General features: G+C 39.2%; 15 protein-coding genes and 6 pseudogenes. 11 read left to right on the top strand and 10 right to left on the bottom strand.

Features of this window, described 5'->3' with window-relative positions; genetic code table 11:
- Position 1: 1 nt before the first annotated feature.
- Positions 2–181: pseudogene (locus tag XPG1_RS18945) on the bottom strand (transposase); the annotation flags it as partial.
- Between the two features lie 211 nt (positions 182–392).
- On the opposite strand from XPG1_RS18945, the gene XPG1_RS08485 reads away from it, so the two are divergent.
- From XPG1_RS08485 to XPG1_RS17535, 6 genes and pseudogenes are all read left to right on the top strand, one after another.
- Positions 393–1,562, top strand: a complete 1,170-nt coding sequence (locus XPG1_RS08485) for a hypothetical protein (protein ID WP_045958702.1) — start codon at positions 393–395, stop codon at positions 1,560–1,562.
- Positions 1,563–1,588: 26 nt separating this feature from the next.
- Positions 1,589–1,888: a hypothetical protein gene (locus XPG1_RS18940; protein ID WP_045958701.1), complete on the top strand. Its 300-nt coding sequence runs from the start codon at positions 1,589–1,591 to the stop codon at positions 1,886–1,888.
- A gap of 83 nt (positions 1,889–1,971) precedes the next feature.
- On the top strand, positions 1,972–2,673 hold the full coding sequence (locus XPG1_RS08475; protein ID WP_045958700.1) for a helix-turn-helix transcriptional regulator: 702 nt from the start codon (positions 1,972–1,974) through the stop codon (positions 2,671–2,673).
- Positions 2,674–2,774: 101 nt separating this feature from the next.
- Complete coding sequence (locus tag XPG1_RS08470) at positions 2,775–3,599, top strand: VOC family protein (protein ID WP_231852984.1); 825 nt, start codon at positions 2,775–2,777, stop codon at positions 3,597–3,599.
- A gap of 562 nt (positions 3,600–4,161) precedes the next feature.
- Positions 4,162–4,287 (top strand): IS1 family transposase, encoded by a 126-nt coding sequence (locus XPG1_RS18935; RefSeq protein WP_231852983.1) that lies wholly within the window; start codon positions 4,162–4,164, stop codon positions 4,285–4,287.
- A pseudogene (locus XPG1_RS17535) lies at positions 4,272–4,598 on the top strand (IS1 family transposase); the annotation flags it as partial. The gene XPG1_RS18935 and the pseudogene XPG1_RS17535, both read left to right, overlap by 16 nt.
- Before the next feature lie 196 nt (positions 4,599–4,794).
- Here the strand turns inward: XPG1_RS17535 and XPG1_RS08460 are convergent.
- From XPG1_RS08460 to ribA, 5 genes are all read right to left on the bottom strand, one after another.
- Positions 4,795–5,391 carry an NADPH-dependent FMN reductase gene (locus XPG1_RS08460; RefSeq protein WP_045958699.1) on the bottom strand — a complete coding sequence of 199 codons (597 nt, stop codon included), beginning with the start codon at positions 5,389–5,391 and terminating at the stop codon, positions 4,795–4,797.
- The gene (locus XPG1_RS08455; RefSeq protein WP_045958698.1) at positions 5,384–6,619 is read right to left on the bottom strand and encodes an MFS transporter; all 1,236 of its coding nucleotides are present in this window, start codon (positions 6,617–6,619) and stop codon (positions 5,384–5,386) included. Before XPG1_RS08455 ends, XPG1_RS08460 begins: the two co-directional genes overlap by 8 nt.
- Positions 6,620–6,807: 188 nt before the next feature.
- Complete coding sequence (locus XPG1_RS08450; protein ID WP_045958697.1) at positions 6,808–8,526, bottom strand: WD40 repeat domain-containing protein; 1,719 nt, start codon at positions 8,524–8,526, stop codon at positions 6,808–6,810.
- Positions 8,527–8,652: 126 nt separating this feature from the next.
- Positions 8,653–9,783 carry an ISAs1 family transposase gene (locus tag XPG1_RS08445; protein WP_045957846.1) on the bottom strand — a complete coding sequence of 377 codons (1,131 nt, stop codon included), beginning with the start codon at positions 9,781–9,783 and terminating at the stop codon, positions 8,653–8,655.
- Between the two features lie 137 nt (positions 9,784–9,920).
- Positions 9,921–10,367 carry a GTP cyclohydrolase II RibA gene (gene ribA, locus XPG1_RS17530; RefSeq protein WP_071825353.1) on the bottom strand — a complete coding sequence of 149 codons (447 nt, stop codon included), beginning with the start codon at positions 10,365–10,367 and terminating at the stop codon, positions 9,921–9,923.
- Between the two features lie 191 nt (positions 10,368–10,558).
- On the opposite strand from ribA, the pseudogene XPG1_RS08435 reads away from it, so the two are divergent.
- Positions 10,559–10,750: pseudogene (locus XPG1_RS08435) on the top strand (IS1-like element transposase); the annotation flags it as partial.
- A gap of 102 nt (positions 10,751–10,852) precedes the next feature.
- On the opposite strand, the gene XPG1_RS08430 reads toward XPG1_RS08435, so the two are convergent.
- On the bottom strand, positions 10,853–12,028 hold the full coding sequence (locus XPG1_RS08430) for an MFS transporter (protein WP_045958695.1): 1,176 nt from the start codon (positions 12,026–12,028) through the stop codon (positions 10,853–10,855).
- A 167-nt stretch (positions 12,029–12,195) separates the two neighbouring features.
- On the opposite strand from XPG1_RS08430, the pseudogene XPG1_RS19280 reads away from it, so the two are divergent.
- The 3 genes and pseudogenes from XPG1_RS19280 to XPG1_RS08425 all read left to right on the top strand — a co-directional run.
- Positions 12,196–12,345, top strand: a pseudogene (locus XPG1_RS19280) (IS701 family transposase); the annotation flags it as partial.
- Positions 12,346–12,449: 104 nt separating this feature from the next.
- Positions 12,450–12,534 (top strand): annotated as a pseudogene (locus tag XPG1_RS18405) (IS6 family transposase); the annotation flags it as partial.
- 124 nt (positions 12,535–12,658) lie between these two features.
- On the top strand, positions 12,659–13,564 hold the full coding sequence (locus XPG1_RS08425) for a LysR family transcriptional regulator (RefSeq protein WP_045958694.1): 906 nt from the start codon (positions 12,659–12,661) through the stop codon (positions 13,562–13,564).
- 158 nt (positions 13,565–13,722) lie between these two features.
- Here XPG1_RS08425 and XPG1_RS08420 read toward each other — a convergent pair whose 3' ends face one another.
- Positions 13,723–14,067, bottom strand: a complete 345-nt coding sequence (locus tag XPG1_RS08420; RefSeq protein WP_052708276.1) for a type 1 glutamine amidotransferase family protein — start codon at positions 14,065–14,067, stop codon at positions 13,723–13,725.
- Positions 14,068–14,128: 61 nt separating this feature from the next.
- On the opposite strand from XPG1_RS08420, the pseudogene XPG1_RS08415 reads away from it, so the two are divergent.
- Positions 14,129–15,195: pseudogene (locus tag XPG1_RS08415) on the top strand (ISAs1 family transposase).
- Between the two features lie 4 nt (positions 15,196–15,199).
- Here XPG1_RS08415 and XPG1_RS08410 read toward each other — a convergent pair.
- Both XPG1_RS08410 and XPG1_RS08405 read right to left on the bottom strand, forming a co-directional pair.
- A complete protein-coding gene (locus XPG1_RS08410) occupies positions 15,200–15,679 on the bottom strand; it encodes a type 1 glutamine amidotransferase domain-containing protein (protein ID WP_052708275.1) in 480 nt (159 codons plus the stop codon).
- Positions 15,679–15,984 (bottom strand): hypothetical protein, encoded by a 306-nt coding sequence (locus XPG1_RS08405; RefSeq protein WP_045958693.1) that lies wholly within the window; start codon positions 15,982–15,984, stop codon positions 15,679–15,681. Before XPG1_RS08405 ends, XPG1_RS08410 begins: the two co-directional genes overlap by 1 nt.
- Positions 15,985–15,994: the final 10 nt, after the last annotated feature.

Here is a 15,994-nt window from a genome sequence, read left to right as displayed (position 1 = left end):
TAGCCAGTTTTCCCGACGGATAAGCCAATTTCTGTATATCAACTCTGGGACGCTGAACCAGCAACTTTCTCAGTGACTTATTGCTTCGTTTGATGACACCTAAGGGCGTATTACGCCCTCCTGTACTGTATTGCCTCGGCACTAAGCCCGTGGCGGCGGTAAATTCCCGGCTGTGTGCGTATTATTGATCCAGCGAAACTCTCTGGTATTCTCACTTGAAAACAGTAAACGTTCATTCCAAACTCAGATAGCATCTCGCGTACGTTTTGATGAATGGTTGACTGCGAAATCCTGGCCTTGGTGATAGGTGGATAAAAAATAGGGAGTATATACTCAGAACACCAAATGAAATACCTCACCTACCGAGTAGACGAATATAGGAAAGCATAACAATGATAAATAATAAAGCTGTGGTACTGAGTATATTGTTAAGTTTAGCTAATATAGCCGGTTCGTCAGGATTAACTATTTGGATAGATAACACCCTGAAAGGAGGAGGTGAGATATTAAATGCCTATATTCCGATTTTTTCTTATTTGATCGGGTTATCCATAGGTTGCATGACAATATCTTTTCTTATTCGAATTGCCAAAAGTACGCGGTTAAAGAAAAATATTTTTATGTATTCATTACTAGTGGCAACAATAAACTGTCTTCTCTTTTCAAAAGAATGGGTTGTTATATCCGTTTGGACTGATGCTATTCATCGGATTATAGGGGGGCTGATGAGCGGATTCACTGTTATATTAGGAAGGAATATTCTCATCACAGCAGAAAATGAAAAGCAGACAAATAAAAGATTCTCCATTTTAAGTCTTGCTTTATTGTGTTTTCCGTTTTTAATCCCAATTATATTTTCTCTATTTAACCTCAATCATCGTACATCTGCAGATCTCTTCTCCTCAATGATATACATAGTATCCCTTGTTGTTTATTTTCTTTGGAGTAAGAATGCATTCATTAAAAAAATGACGGCACCATCACTATACTTAAAAAATAGGCCTATAGTTACTCTCTCTTTCTTAAACTTAGTCATAATAAATGTCTATTTATTTTTGCTATTAATGATTATGCCAGCAATACGAGTGATGTATTTCAATTACATTGACATGATTCAAATGTATATAATGTTATTAACAATATGGTTTCCTTGTGCACTTTTTAGTATAAAGCTAACTAAGGCCACCAAAATTGAAAGAAAAATCATGATGGGAAATACGATGCAATTGCTTTCTCTTGGCTTATGCTTAATTTCTATGTATATAGGCTCTGGTGTATTATTTGTGTTTTTTATTCTGTTGGTATTTTTAGCAAATATGATCCTGCAACCTATTTTTTTCTCCTGCTTAGGGTTATATGCTAAGAATTCTCTTTATACACTAGGAATGCAATCAGGAGTTTATGTTTTTATAACAGCAATTATTCTCTTTTATACGGTCATTATGGATATCAGGTTAGAAGATGTCATTATTGTATTTGCTTTATTATTAGTTCTGTCTGTAATAAATTCCATTGCTTTCATATTCACTGTTAATAGAGAGAAAAAAATTAACATACACTGATTTATAGTTGCGTATTCCAACTATTAATGTATGCTTGCGCCATCATTGCGCTGATGTTCATCTTTTTTGGACATCTCTCTATTCAGATATTGTGCTTATTTGTGTTGGGTATTTGTATTGGCGCAACAATAACCGCTGCTTCTAATACGATTATGCAAGCCACTCCCCCGAATCGGGCAGGTATGGCTGCTTCTATTGAAGAAGTTTCTTATGAACTTGGTAGTGGTTTAGGTATTGCAATAATGAGAAATCGCCATCATATCCCTTCTGGTCGTTGCCGGGTTAATATGGCTCAATTTTCGTCGATTTTCTCAGTAGAATTTTGATGACGGCATACCGTCGATGTGCCGTCTGCCAGCCTTACCGACACTTTCTCATCATGACTTGGTTGATAAAAGGAAATAGTCAATTGTCTAGAGCACAGCGTTTGTTATCCCTGATGGAACTATTGCGCAGTTATCACTTTCCCGTACCAGGAAAGGTACTGGCGCAGCAGTTGGATATTAGCTTAAGAACACTTTATCGGGATATTGCGACCTTACAGGCGCAAGGTGCAAATATTGAAGGAGAAGCAGGCATCGGTTATGTATTACAACCGGGATTTGTTTTACCGCCCTTGATGTTGACACAAAATGAAATAGAAGCGCTGGCATTAGGGGCAAGTTGGGTGGCCAGACGTACTGACCCACAATTGCAAGCTTCCGCAAATAGCGCAATCAATAAAATTGCGGCCGTGATCCCCGTAGAACTGAAACAATATTTTGAAGCGAACTCGTTATTAATTGGGCCAGCCGCGACGCCAATAACAATCTCTGTTGATATTCCACAGATACGGCAGGCGATGAGTAAAAGGCATAAAATTACCTTTACTTATTTGGATCTGAAAAGTCAGCAATCAACGAGAACAATATGGCCATTTGCATTGGGATATTTTGAAAATATCAGTATTGTGATGGGATGGTGTGAATTAAGAAATACATTTCGTCATTTCAGATCAGACAGAATGAGTGATTTGCAGATCGAATCACAATGTTATCCCCGCTCAAGGCAAGCATTGCTGAAAGAGTGGCGGGAGACAGAGAAAATAATGAGGGCAGTGAAGGGAAGGTAAAATCCGTGTTGAAATAACTACTGACAAAAACTGTCACACCGGTTTGTTACGCTGAACGCCCTTAATTTTCAGCGTCAGCCATCCGGCTGTTGGAGTTTTTCATGTTAACCCTAATTTTCTCTACATCGGTCAATGCACAGCCTTCTCAGATTTGGGAACATTATGTTGACGGCAATCTGCGTAAAAAATGGGAAATTGATCTTGAATATATTGAATTCGAAGGTGAGGTAAAAACAGGGCAATATGGAAGAATGGCATTAAAGGGGATGCCGGAAATACGTTTCTATCTTGTCAATATTGAAGTCAACAAGACGTTTACCGATCAGGTCATTTTACCACAGATGGGGGTGTTAACTTTCTGTCACCAAATCTTGACCGATGAAAGTAATATGGCAAATCGTATTCAGGTTTGCGTTTCTTTAGAACCTGAAAAGCATATTCTTCATACACAGGTGGTCAGCTTTTTCACGCAAATAACGCAAGATCTGGTTGAAACACTTTCAAGGCTTAAGGCTGTCGTTGAGAATTCGGTAATAAAGGAAACAGGCGCAGGAAAATCCATTTCTGTGAAACCGAATTTGCAATTGATTTACGTCTCTGACATTGAACGTTCCACAACCTTTTATTCAACCATTTTTGATGCAGAACCTATTTTTACCAGCCCGCGTTATGTCGCGTTTAATGCAGGCAAAGAAGCTATTTTTGCCATTTGGCGTGGAGGAATGAGGCCAGATGGCACAATTCCACGGTTTTCAGAGATAGGTATTATGTTGCCGACTAATGAAGACGTCGATCAGCTTTTTGCTCATTGGCAACACAATCCAACAATTGACATTCAGCAGGCACCCTACACTGATGTTTTTGGTCGTACTTTCCTGGTGAAAGATCCTGATGGTCATATTATTCGGGTGTGCCCGCTGGATTAAGGACAATAAAGGCGATCATATTTTATGTTTGGTTTATGCCTATGTGATCTCCTCAATTTTCTTGAAGATACATGAAAACGTCATTGGACTATAATGGGCGGTTTACAGCGTAGCGAATGAAACGACATTTTCAAATTATGCCTTTTTGATGCTGATTGTAGGGATATTCGTAGGAGGGAGGATAGGATGGTGTTTATGGCGTGATCAACCAAGATTAAGAAAAAAAGATGAAAATGGCTTAATCATCCGGGCGGGAACGCCTTTGACATTGGGGATGATTGTTATCGTTTTTATCGCTAAATTTATTCTTTCCGCCATGATGAGTATTCATTCTGAATTAGTATACGTTTTTAATTTCAACTTACTGTTTGGTTTTATCTGTGGTCTGTCGGATGGTGTTTTTTGGGGCGGAACCCTTAATTTATTTCTGCATTACTATAGGAATAATAGATAAAATGTAATTATTTTATGCTTTTTATTTTATCTATCAGAAGAATGCAATTTTGGCATGTATTAAATAGTGAGTTGTTGTGATATGTGTCCCACCTTTTAAGGGTAAAGCATGGTCAAAGTTAACGTCGATTGCCGTTATTGTCACAAATCAGAACATGTTAAAGGATATGGAAAAGAGAATAGCAGGCATCCTCGTTATCGTTGCTATACCTGCTGGTTTGGGAACCCCGGTTAAAACGAAGAGTGGCCCCTGTTTTTGGCGATCGCAGTAGAAAAACGTTAGACAAGCTACTGACTCTTTTATCGTCCTTTAATATTCGTTTTTACTGCACAGATGATTATGTCGTTTATGATAATCTTCCCGAGGAAGATCACCTGATTGGAAAGACATTCACTCAGCGTATAGAGAGAACGAATTTAACTCAGCGTACTCGAGTAAAAAGACTGAATAGAAAAACAATCAGTTATTCAAAATCCGAAGAAATATACGATAAGGTGATAGGGACTTTGATTGAACGTGAGTACTATTTTTGGTATTCAATCTAACTATTTAATACATGATCGCTTCCGTAACCTATATCCAACATATTGCTATCAGAAGATAGCCGTAATTTTCCTTGAACCAACAAAGGAAGTATTCTCATACCAATATCTGTAGTCCAAATATCTGAATGTTCGGAGTAGTGATTTTTAAAAGCACTTTCTATTTTTTTGAAGTAAGATGATTCTTGTTATCATTAGATTACATTCCATATGGCCAAGTTTCATAATCCAATACTGCATTTTGTCTAACTAACTCTAATGCAGGAATATATGCTTTAAGCATTCCTAGTGAGTAACATAGCCGTGCACTGACGTCACAATCCAGATCATTCTCGAATGTAATATCACTAACATGACGGACCACAATATGATCGGGAATAAAACAAATTCGATTATTTTTACTACAGAATCCTTTCAGCATCACTATAGGATAGGTGCCACCATTTCCACTAGAAATACTGACGATAAGTGCTGGTTTATGTGCTAGTTCATTGCGTTCTATCAAAACAAGAAAGTTCATCAGAGCTGGAGGGATCATACCGTGCCACTCAGGCACTACAAAAATAATAGCGTTACAATATGTCAGCTTACGAGATGTTTCTCGCCAGGCTGGACAGGGGATTGCTTCTTTCCAAAACTCATTACTCCATTCCTGATGATGAATAATGGCTAGGTCAATTAACTCAATATTGGCATCGTTATCTATATTAGATAAAAGCTTCTTAATCGTATGTGCTACACGTATAGACTGGCTATTTTCACGGGTACTGGAACTTACAATTACATAATTATTCATTCAAATTCTCACTATGTTTGTAGTGGGTAGCGGAAAAATGAGGGTTTTGGCTCAAAGCCAGTGCAACAAACATTATGACGATAACTATCAGTGCGATGAAAGGAAAGCTTAGTAGAGATGCTAGCCATGTTAAACAAAAAGTGGAAGCAGCGATTGTAGCACTGTTAACTATACGCAATAACCCGCTAATTCTACCTAGCATAGCTGTTGGGGCACTCTCTTGGATCATGAGGTCTTGGGTCACACTACACGCAAAAATACCGACAAATGTCAGGAATTGACCAATGATTAGTGTTGTTAATGTAGCTGATTGTAAAAACCAGATCCCAGTACCTGTAGTAATTAGAACTATTAATAAGAATTTTTTACGGACAAGTCGCTTTAAAAGAGTTACAAGCAAAGAACCTGTAAACATACCAGCAGCACCAACAGCGAACATCACACTAGCAAAACGATCACTTAGATTTAACTGATTTTTAATGTAAAAGATGATTAGTAATTCTAAGCCACCAGTGGCAAGAGTTACGCAAATAATAAATAAAAGAAGCAGACGTAGAGGTTTGCTTTGGTATACCGTAGATAGAGCCTCTCTTAACGCATTATGAGTAAGCGTCAATTTTGTACGAGCACTATGGGCTTTTAGCTCTGTAGAGTTGATATCTGGAATTTTGCTCCAGATACTGGCTAACAGTGGTGCGAGGTAGGTGATAGCATTAAGTATTAAGAGTATGCTATAGCTGAAATACTTAATTAATACAGCGCCTAGTAAAGGTCCTCCCATCAACATTGCTGTATGAATAGAGGCTAATATTGTTGTTGCTTCTATTCGTTGATCAGTAAACATGATAGGTATAAGTGTCATTTCAGTGGTACGATATACTTCAAATCCAACACTGGTTGCTGCCGCAAATACGCATAGTAACAAGAATGGTAGTGCATCTAAACTGTATAGTATGGCGGTTAATACTCCAATCGCGAACTGAAAAATAAGGGCGAAAAAAAAGATGCGTCGTTTACTGGATATATCGACTATGCTACCAACATAAATACCAGGGAATACTCGAGGGATAAACTGACACGCAGTAATAATAGCCATGCTTTTTAGTGAAGATGTCATGTGATAGACCATTAATGGTAGCACTACCATATACATCGCGTTACCGAGGCGATCGATAGCTAAACCAGTAGCCCAAGCGATAAATCTTCGGTTTTGAAAAATAGTAGTCATGATGGTATACCTCTTAAACAGAGGTGGTTTATACCACCTCTGTAAGCCAATAAAGGCCGGTTAGTTATTTGTAGGAGTTACCCTTTACTTTGAACAATACGACGTTTAGGTTTCGTCATTGTATGCCCTCCAAGTTAAATTAACCAACAAAGTTGGTAGTAGATATTAAGACAGTTGTCTTAACGTTATTACCGTAAATAGGTTTCGCGGATTTTATGTAACTTACCGCCCTTCACCCGATACGAATTTAAAAACCCACCACGTCCCCCAACAAAAAGAATTACTTCGTTATTTGTGCTAGGGAAAGCTGCAAATGCTTTAGTGTAATCAGGTAAGTTTTCTTCAAGGTCAACAATCTCACCATCGCTATATTGATATACTCCAATTTGGTAACCATAACCACCTGCAAAAATATAGTTATTGCAATAAACACATGTTTCTTTAGTGCTAACTAAGAATTCACCTGTTTCTGATTTTATTTTGAAATGTTGAGTATCAATTTCAAAGACACCACCTGGCCCAGTAACAAACATGTGGCCGTAGCGATCAGTAATTAATCGTTTTAAACGTGACTCTAGCTTGATAGCACCTAGCAGTTGTTGAGTATCAGGTGGCATGAACAAAATCTGTTGATGAAAATCGCAAGTAAATGCTCTGTTGCCTTCTTGTGTATAAGCACACGCATATGAAGGCCCAGATAAATGGATTGTATCGATTAAATTTCCATCAAGAACAGAGTACTCATAAACAACATGAGCATCAGAAGATAGTAAGCATTTGCTTTGATCATTATTTAAGCCTAAACCCCGTGGCACACCTAAAATTTGCTTGACCCACAATATATGACCGTTTTTACTCGCACGGAAAAAGTCTCCTTTACGACTTATACCGAGATATGAACCGTCACTAAGTGGTTTTATATCTTTAATGATCCCAAATCCATGACGATGATGATCTAACTGTTGGATTTGGATGCTGTCGTTAATACAGTTTTCCCAACGAAATAATGCTACTCCAGAATCTGTACCAGCATATAAGAGGTACTCATCTTGCGGGTGAGGTTCAAGCATCCAAATACATTTGTTTTGATAGAAGGTACGTTGAACGATTACTCCTTCGTTATTTAATTTAAAAATATCACCAGTTTGTAGTAGTGCATAAATATTATTATCATAATCAATCGCCGCGTGAATAATCTGAAACTCCAAAGGGCCAAAGACCTTCTCAAGGTTGAACTCTTTATTGCTATTATCAAACACCGAAATTTTTCCATTGAAGCCCCCAATGAAAATCTTTTGGTTATCGTGAGATATTGCAATAAATTCATTATCTTCATGAGAAATCTTATATTCCTGCACATTACTACCATCAACATCTATCGAAATAATACCAGTATTAACGCATTCATCATCGCCTAGGCCACCATCTTGAGTTGTACAAAAGCGATTGTGTTTTAGATCATAAATCACACCGTGGATTACATTGTTGTCAAGTTTTCGGCTGATAGGGAAATTGTTTTTTTCTATATTTCCAATATAAACAGTACCATCTACGTCCGAACAAAGATGCACTTCTGGATTATCCACGCAAATAGCATCAAAAAATGTGGGAGATGGAGATTCTCGTACTTCCAAAAGTCGAAAATTTTCAATATCAAGTACCACGATTTGACCAAAACCGTTATTTGTGTAGAGGCGGCCATTAAATACTGCTATTGCTCGGTTAGGAGAAGGTGATGGTTCTTCGTCTTCAAATAATTTAGCTCTATTGCATAAGTTATCTGCTTGATAGAAATCTAAAGGTTCTAAAGTAGAACGAAGCCATTTACCAACGGTTCCGAAGCGATCTTTGGTAAAGATATAATCGTTATATACTACTACTGCATTTATTGGTTTATTGAATCCCAAAGCTGGGGAGGAATTGAGTAAGTGTAGATTAGTGTCAAATTTATGCAGCCGACCTTTTACGTCAGAACAAATAAGTTCATTATCAATATAAAAGACTCTTAATAATTAGGGCAACCGCATGAATGTTCAAATATCATCCAAACCGGAAAACCCTGCTTGTAATACCTGCTCCAAAAAGCCGATTTTCATCCAGGCTCGTTTACGTTTCATTCTGATACTTAATTTAGTCGTTTCTTTTTTTAACATATTTAACGCGACCCGTCTCAATATCGCGATGTTTTCCGCTGCATTTTTACGGTAAATTTTGCAGTCATCTTCCCGAAAGGAGACATCCAGTATCCAGTGAAGATTATTTTCGATCTGCCAGTGGCTACGTATGGCCTGAGCAAACTGTTCTTCTGTTAACTCTGCTGAACTGATGGCGTAACGGTATTCCAGGCTGGCGGATTTTCCTTTTTCTTGCCGGTATCCGACTGTCACGCCAACTGTTTTTAATTCAGGCCATTCCGGGAAATGGGCGACTAATGAACTCGCATCCATGACATGACTTTGCCTAATTTCAATACGTCCATGCCCCTGTTCTATGTGTACTTTTTCTCTTGTCAATGACCCGGAGAGTTGTCCCGCCAGTGCCTCCCTGACTACACGGTGGAGATTTTTCTGATTGTCTTTCACACTCAGCAAATAATCAGCGCCCGCCTCAATAATGTCCCGGGCTATCTGGGTTTGACATCCCATTGCATCAATGGAAATGAGGGCGCCTTTCAGTTCCAATAACTTAATCAGTTCAGGGATGGCAGTGATCTCATTTGACTTACTTTGTGTTCTGACCTGACCAATGACGAGTTGGTTTGCAGCGGCGTAAGCACTCACCATGTGGAGAGTTGAATAACGATCTTCACGATGATAAGAGCCACGCAATACTTTACCGTCGATCGCCACTAATTCCCCTTTGGTGAGTTGGTGAACAGAACGCATCCAGTTGATAAAACAGAGATTAAATTGTTCTGGTTTGATGCGAGAAAGGACCCGGGCAATGGTGTCATCAACAGGAACGCCTTCTTTGAACATACCTTGTTTAAGAAACCAGTCATGATGGCCTTCAGTATATTCCTGAATATCACTCCAGCCCTCCGCCCCCGCAATAATCGCGCAAAGGGTGGCAAACAAAATGTCAAATAAAGGATAGGCCACTTTGGCCGTCTGGCGTGGGTCTTTGATATCGGAGAAATGGTCAGTGAAACTGTCAAGGTACATGGTATTGACTCTCAAAAGAGAGTATAAGATCACAGCTATTTACTCGAATCAACTTAATTTACCGTTGGCTAAAAAACATTCGCGATCTTGCCCTGTCTTAATAATCGGTTTTGAATATTCATCTCAGCACCCCTTCACTAGTTAGTGTTTCTGAAAGCCGAAAACCCATCACATTGCGCTGTGGGAACAAATTCACGTTCATCTTGAGAGAAACCAATCTGAAGATTGGCTTGAAAAGTATCTAATCCTTCGTTCTGCAATCTGTAAGCATCAATTTTGTTATATAATCCAATTCCTCTTCCTTCATGGCGCATATAAAGCAATATACCACCTTCATTATTAATAAGTTGTAATGCTTCATTTAGCTGTTCACCACAATCACATTTCAGTGAGTGAAATACATCTCCGGTCATACATTCCGAATGTATTCGAACTAGAGGTGCAATAGAATTATTGTTATGACGAAAATCTAAGGCTATATGCTCTTTATTCTCAAAAAGGCCATAAAAAGTAATAAAATCTGGGGTGTTTTTTAGCTCCTTTAAGGGAATTGATACCCTGTTCCTTATACGTACTTTTGGCATATAAAAATAAACCTGATTGTTGTTGTGTTTTTTTGTGTTAATGTAATGTAAATTTCTCGTGATTCGGCGTCAATATGAATAATGGATATATGTGATATTGATCTTTGTTAATATTAGAAATGATAGATGGTTTGGTCATGTATTAAATAGTGAGTTGTTGTGATATGTGTCCCACCTTTTAAGGGTAAAGCATGGTCAAAGTTAACGTCGATTGCCGTTATTGTCACAAATCAGAACATGTTAAAGGACATGGAAAAGGGAATGGCAGGCATCCTCATTATCGTTGCTATACCTGCTGTAAGGTTTTTCAGTTGGAATACACTTATCAAGCCTGCAAACCCGGCGTTAAAGAGCGGATTGTCGACATAGCGATGAATAACGGTTTTGTCGCATTAAGCCGTCGTCGGGTAACATCCCGTATTTTTTTATGGTGTTACCCGATGGTGTCGCACCTTCAATGATCACGGGTATATACAAATTCATCATTATGCATGCGAAGACTGGCGTTTCGACATTTGGGAAAACAATAGAATAAATAACCCAAAGAAAGAGATTACCGCACCACCAATAGCGAGGTAATTTATCCCAACGGTTGTGATGATAAATCCGCCAAATAAAGAACCCAATGCAATGCCTGAATTAAAACCGGCAATATTTAGCCCAGATGCCACAGGTACTGCTCTTGGCGCATAGCGATGAGCGATGGATATAACCCGTGCCTGCATTGCAGGAACCGCTGCATATGATATAGCACCCATTGCACCGATTAAAATGCACATCATGGTTGCATTCATGCCATAAAAATGAATCCCGACTAAGGATAGGGTCAAGGAAAACATAATCCATGCAACGGCTTTATCCACACCTAGTTTATCGGATAGCTTTCCACCCAAGATGTTTCCGACTGCCGCACAAACGCCGTAGATTAGCATCATTGAACTTGCAGTCTGTATGTTCACCTTAGTAATATCCAAAAGCAAAGGTGAAATATAGGTATATAGCGTAAATGCTCCCGTATATCCGAGGACAGTTATTAACGCTCCAAATAATAAGATGGGATTGAATATCTGCATTAAGGCTTTGAAAGGATGAGTGGAATCTTCAGTACTATGAGTTTTAGTATTAGGCATAAAGAAGATCAATCCTATAAGTCCTACGAGCCCACATACTGTTACAGACATAAAACTAAGTTGCCAGGAAATAACACTTCCCAAATAAGTCCCTATTGGAACACCAAATGCTAAAGCAAGAGTTAATCCTGCAAAAACATAGGCAACGGCAGTTCCTCTTTTTTCTGGTGCAACGATCTGTGTAGCAACACTTGCTGCAACGGCCAAAAACAGGCCATGAGCTAACCCAGCGACAAACCTTGCAATGAGCATCATATGAACATTTGTCGATAAAGTTGCAGCTAAACTCCCAAGAGAAAACACCACCATAGTTAACAGCATCACCCTTTTACGAGACCAGTTTGAAGTCAATGCCGTTAAAAATGGGGCTCCGATCGTCGCCCCAATAGCATAGGAAGTTATAGTCATACCGACAGCTTCAATCGAAGCATGCAAGTCCTTAGAAATTGCTGTAACTAAACCAATAACTAAAAATTCCGTTAATCCCAATGCAAAAGCACAAAGAGAAAAGACATAAATAACAAGAGGCATATTAATTCCCTAAAATATATACATATTTTGTTAAACAGGCTTTGTCGATCAAATTTATTACTCCTCGTGATATAAGTAAAATAATTAAAGTTATGATTGGTTATAAAAATAACTATATCACTGGATTTGCCCTTATAACTCCAGATGGAGGCTCTGTCACATGAACGCAGGCAAGTGAGAAAGAACGTGAATATGGCCATTATCTGCTGGCTCGGCGCAGCCGGGATGAAAAACAGGAACGAGCTTACTATATCGTGTATGCGCGCAGAGAACAGGCGGATCTGAAAATCCTGGCTCAGGTGGCAAGCTGTCGCTTTTAAGCTCCCGAAGAATAGGAATGCATTATATGTCATGCAGCAACATGCAGTTTGCATGGAAAACTCGATTAATAATGCTAGTTAAGCAAAAACAGAAATCAATATACGGTATCAGTTATCGCGAACTTGCAGAAGATGTTGGCCGAACGGGGCGTTAACGTTGAGCACATCACAATTTACCGCTGGGTTTCAAATCCATGAAGGCGGCCTATGCGACAATCAAGGGCATTGAGGTAATATGAGTCCTGCGTAAAGGTCAGGTCCATACTAATCTTTGCAACAGTGTCGATCTTATTAATCAAAGGATGAAAAAATGAGCTATCTGGTTCAACTAAGGAGTTTCCTCGATGTTTACCGCGCAGGGTCAATTTCCAAGGCTGCAAACCGACTTGGGATAAGTCAGCCAGCTGTCTCTTCACACATCCATTCTCTAGAGTCGCTCACTGGTTGTGTTCTTTTCATCCGTCGCTCACATGGCGTTACACCGACAGCTGAAGCTGATGAGCTCGCCAGGCAAATCGGTCATAATTTGGATGCTATCGAAACCAAACTTACTTTGATGCGGGGTCGTAGAAAACGAATAACAGGCGTTGTTACGATTATTGGGCCAGCAGAATTACTTTGGGCTAAATCAGCGAAATTATTTTCTCCTGTCATTCATAACGAATTACGCCTTAAGTTACTCACTGGCGATAGGAAAAAAATTTATGCAAGCTTGAATGAAGGCACTAGCCAGATTGCAATTACTACATCGCAACCTGATGCACAGAAATTTGGATTTCAAATCATAGGGAAGGAAAAACTTATAATTGTTTCCTCAGCGACAATGGCGGCTAATTTTAAAGGAAAGCCAATTACTGCTGAATTATTAGAAAGTTTACCCCTAATAGCATATGATGAACAATTACCACTGATTCGCGATGTTTTTAAACAAATTTTTGGTATGGTTACCGACATGCAAGCTTCTATTACAGTCCCCGACTTACGTATTGTTGAAAGAATGATCAGAGAACATAGTGGTTGGACAGTTATGCCTGAGTATTTGTGCCAAGAAGAAATCGACGCAGGAAGGATTATTAAAATAAATCTTGTAGAGCAAATGCCGGAAAACGATATTTATCTGGTATGGAATGAATCAGCTCTACGTCAGCCTAGCGTCATGTTCGTTAAGGAACACATTATAAGGGTTGCAGAGACAGGCGTTTTTAAACCGAACTGATATGAATACGGCCTTATATAAGGCCGTATTTTATAATTTAGCTATTTAGGGTTTTCGTGGCTATAATTATGAATACCGATTTCATGTCCGGCATCAACACCAATTAAAATTGCTTTTTCCATTTCAAATAATCCTTTGCAAATAATTATCATCTTCTTTTAAGCTACTTTAGCTGCCTGAACTACTGCATCTGCCACTAAAGCTGAGGAAGCTGGGTTTTGACCAGTGACTAAACGGCCATCTGTAACCACATAAGGTTTAAAGTTTTCAGCACATTCGTATTTTGCTCCAAGCTTTTTAAATTCAGTCTCCAATATGAAAGGAACCACTTGATCTAAGCCAACTGCAATTTCTTCATTAGCAGTAAAAGAATTAATGCGCTTATTTTCAACTAAAGGGTGGCCATCAGGGCAAGATCGCGAATGTTTTTTAGCCAACGGTAAATTAAGTTGATTCGAGTAAATAGCTGTGATCTTATACTCTCTTTTGAGAGTCAATACCATGTACCTTGACAGTTTCACTGACCATTTCTCCGATATCGAAGACCCACGCCAGACGGCCAAAGTGGCCTATCCTTTATTTGACATTTTGTTTGCCACCCTTTGCGCGATTATTGCGGGGGCGGAGGGCTGGAGTGATATTCAGGAATATACTGAAGGCCATCATGACTGGTTTCTTAAACAAGGTATGTTCAAAGAAGGCGTTCCTGTTGATGACACCATTGCCCGGGTCCTTTCTCGCATCAAACCAGAACAATTTAATCTCTGTTTTATCAACTGGATGCGTTCTGTTCACCAACTCACCAAAGGGGAATTAGTGGCGATCGACGGTAAAGTATTGCGTGGCTCTTATCATCGTGAAGATCGTTATTCAACTCTCCACATGGTGAGTGCTTACGCCGCTGCAACCAACTCGTCATTGGTCAGGTCAGAACACAAAGTAAGTCAAATGAGATCACTGCCATCCCTGAACTGATTAAGTTATTGGAACTGAAAGGCGCCCTCATTTCCATTGATGCAATGGGATGTCAAACCCAGATAGCCCGGGACATTATTGAGGCGGGCGCTGATTATTTGCTGAGTGTGAAAGACAATCAGAAAAATCTCCACCGTGTAGTCAGGGAGGCACTGGCGGGACAACTCTCCGGGTCATTGACAAGAGAAAAAGTACACATAGAACAGGGGCATGGACGTATTGAAATTAGGCAAAGTCATGTCATGGATGCGAGTTCATTAGTCGCCCATTTCCCGGAATGGCCTGAATTAAAAACAGTTGGCGTGACAGTCGGATACCGGCAAGAAAAAGGAAAATCCGCCAGCCTGGAATACCATTACGCCATCAGTTCAGCAGAGTTAACAGAAGAACAGTTTGCTCAGGCCATACGTAGCCACTGGCAGATCGAAAATAATCTTCACTGGATACTGGATGTCTCCTTTCGGGAAGATGACTGCAAAATTTACCGTAAAAATGCAGCGGAAAACATCGCGATATTGAGACGGGTCGCGTTAAATATGTTAAAAAAAGAAACGACTAAATTAAGTATCAGAATGAAACGTAAACGAGCCTGGATGAAAATCGGCTTTTTGGAGCAGGTATTACAAGCAGGGTTTTCCGGTTTGGATGATATTTGAACATTCATGCGGTTGCCCTAGGGTGGCCATCAGCAGTTTTAGCATTTAACAAACCGGCTGCTCCATGACATACACTTCCAATTACTGCACCATACTCATAACTACGACTAATTAAATTAGCGAGTTCTTTAGATTGAGCAAAATCCCACATGGTACCATGGCCACCTGGTAGGAAAACTACTGAATAATCGGCAGGATTTACCGAGGATATAGAGCGTGAAGAGTCAATTTTATTTACGCTCGCAATATCACCCAAGAATCGTTTAACAGATTCTGGCTGTTCCTCTGGCGAATTTAGACTTCCGGGATCTGCTGGTGCTTTACCTCCCTTGATTGATGCTATTTCAACATCATAACCTGCATCAACCAACTTCCAATATGGCGTAGCTAGCTCTTCATAATAAAAACCCGTCTTCCTGCCAGTACTTCCCAATTCCGCGTGAGATGTGATAACCAGAAGCGCTTTTTTCTTTTCATTAACCATTATATTCTCACCTCATTTTCTTTAGAGAGTTTTATAAAATTAAGTAATTCTTGATTGTTAATCGCTTTTATCGATAGTTTTTCTGCATCTTTTACGTGATCAGGAGTATGAAAACCCCAAAATGCCCATAGTGATTGAATACCTAACTTACTTGCATCAATAACGTTATTTAAATTATCATCAACAAAGACCAAGCCTTTTTTATTTTTGTCAGAATCATATTTAATTGAATTAAGCACAGTATATTTATTAATCATTCTTCCATGAACTTTTTTGGGTTCAATAGCAATAAATTCTGTATTCACACCCCCAAGG

It is taken from the genome of Xenorhabdus poinarii G6 (genome assembly GCF_000968175.1).
Lineage (GTDB): Bacteria > Pseudomonadota > Gammaproteobacteria > Enterobacterales > Enterobacteriaceae > Xenorhabdus > Xenorhabdus poinarii.
This window is presented reverse-complemented; position numbering and strand designations above follow the sequence as displayed.

Bases quoted from the DNA above. Each gene is read 5' to 3' on its own strand.
- XPG1_RS08460 (WP_045958699.1), bottom strand. From the start codon at position 5,391: ATGAATAATTATGTAATTGTAAGTTCCAGTACCCGTGAAAATAGCCAG.
- XPG1_RS08425 (WP_045958694.1), top strand. From the start codon at position 12,659: ATGAGCTATCTGGTTCAACTAAGGAGTTTCCTCGATGTTTACCGCGCA.
- XPG1_RS08410 (WP_052708275.1), bottom strand. From the start codon at position 15,679: ATGGTTAATGAAAAGAAAAAAGCGCTTCTGGTTATCACATCTCACGCG.
- XPG1_RS08470 (WP_231852984.1), top strand. From the start codon at position 2,775: ATGTTAACCCTAATTTTCTCTACATCGGTCAATGCACAGCCTTCTCAG.
- XPG1_RS08455 (WP_045958698.1), bottom strand. From the start codon at position 6,619: ATGACTACTATTTTTCAAAACCGAAGATTTATCGCTTGGGCTACTGGT.
- XPG1_RS08485 (WP_045958702.1), top strand. From the start codon at position 393: ATGATAAATAATAAAGCTGTGGTACTGAGTATATTGTTAAGTTTAGCT.
- XPG1_RS08430 (WP_045958695.1), bottom strand. From the start codon at position 12,028: ATGCCTCTTGTTATTTATGTCTTTTCTCTTTGTGCTTTTGCATTGGGA.
- XPG1_RS08445 (WP_045957846.1), bottom strand. From the start codon at position 9,783: ATGTACCTTGACAGTTTCACTGACCATTTCTCCGATATCAAAGACCCA.
- XPG1_RS18940 (WP_045958701.1), top strand. From the start codon at position 1,589: ATGTATGCTTGCGCCATCATTGCGCTGATGTTCATCTTTTTTGGACAT.
- XPG1_RS08420 (WP_052708276.1), bottom strand. From the start codon at position 14,067: ATGGTATTGACTCTCAAAAGAGAGTATAAGATCACAGCTATTTACTCG.
- ribA (WP_071825353.1), bottom strand. From the start codon at position 10,367: ATGCCAAAAGTACGTATAAGGAACAGGGTATCAATTCCCTTAAAGGAG.
- XPG1_RS18935 (WP_231852983.1), top strand. From the start codon at position 4,162: ATGGTCAAAGTTAACGTCGATTGCCGTTATTGTCACAAATCAGAACAT.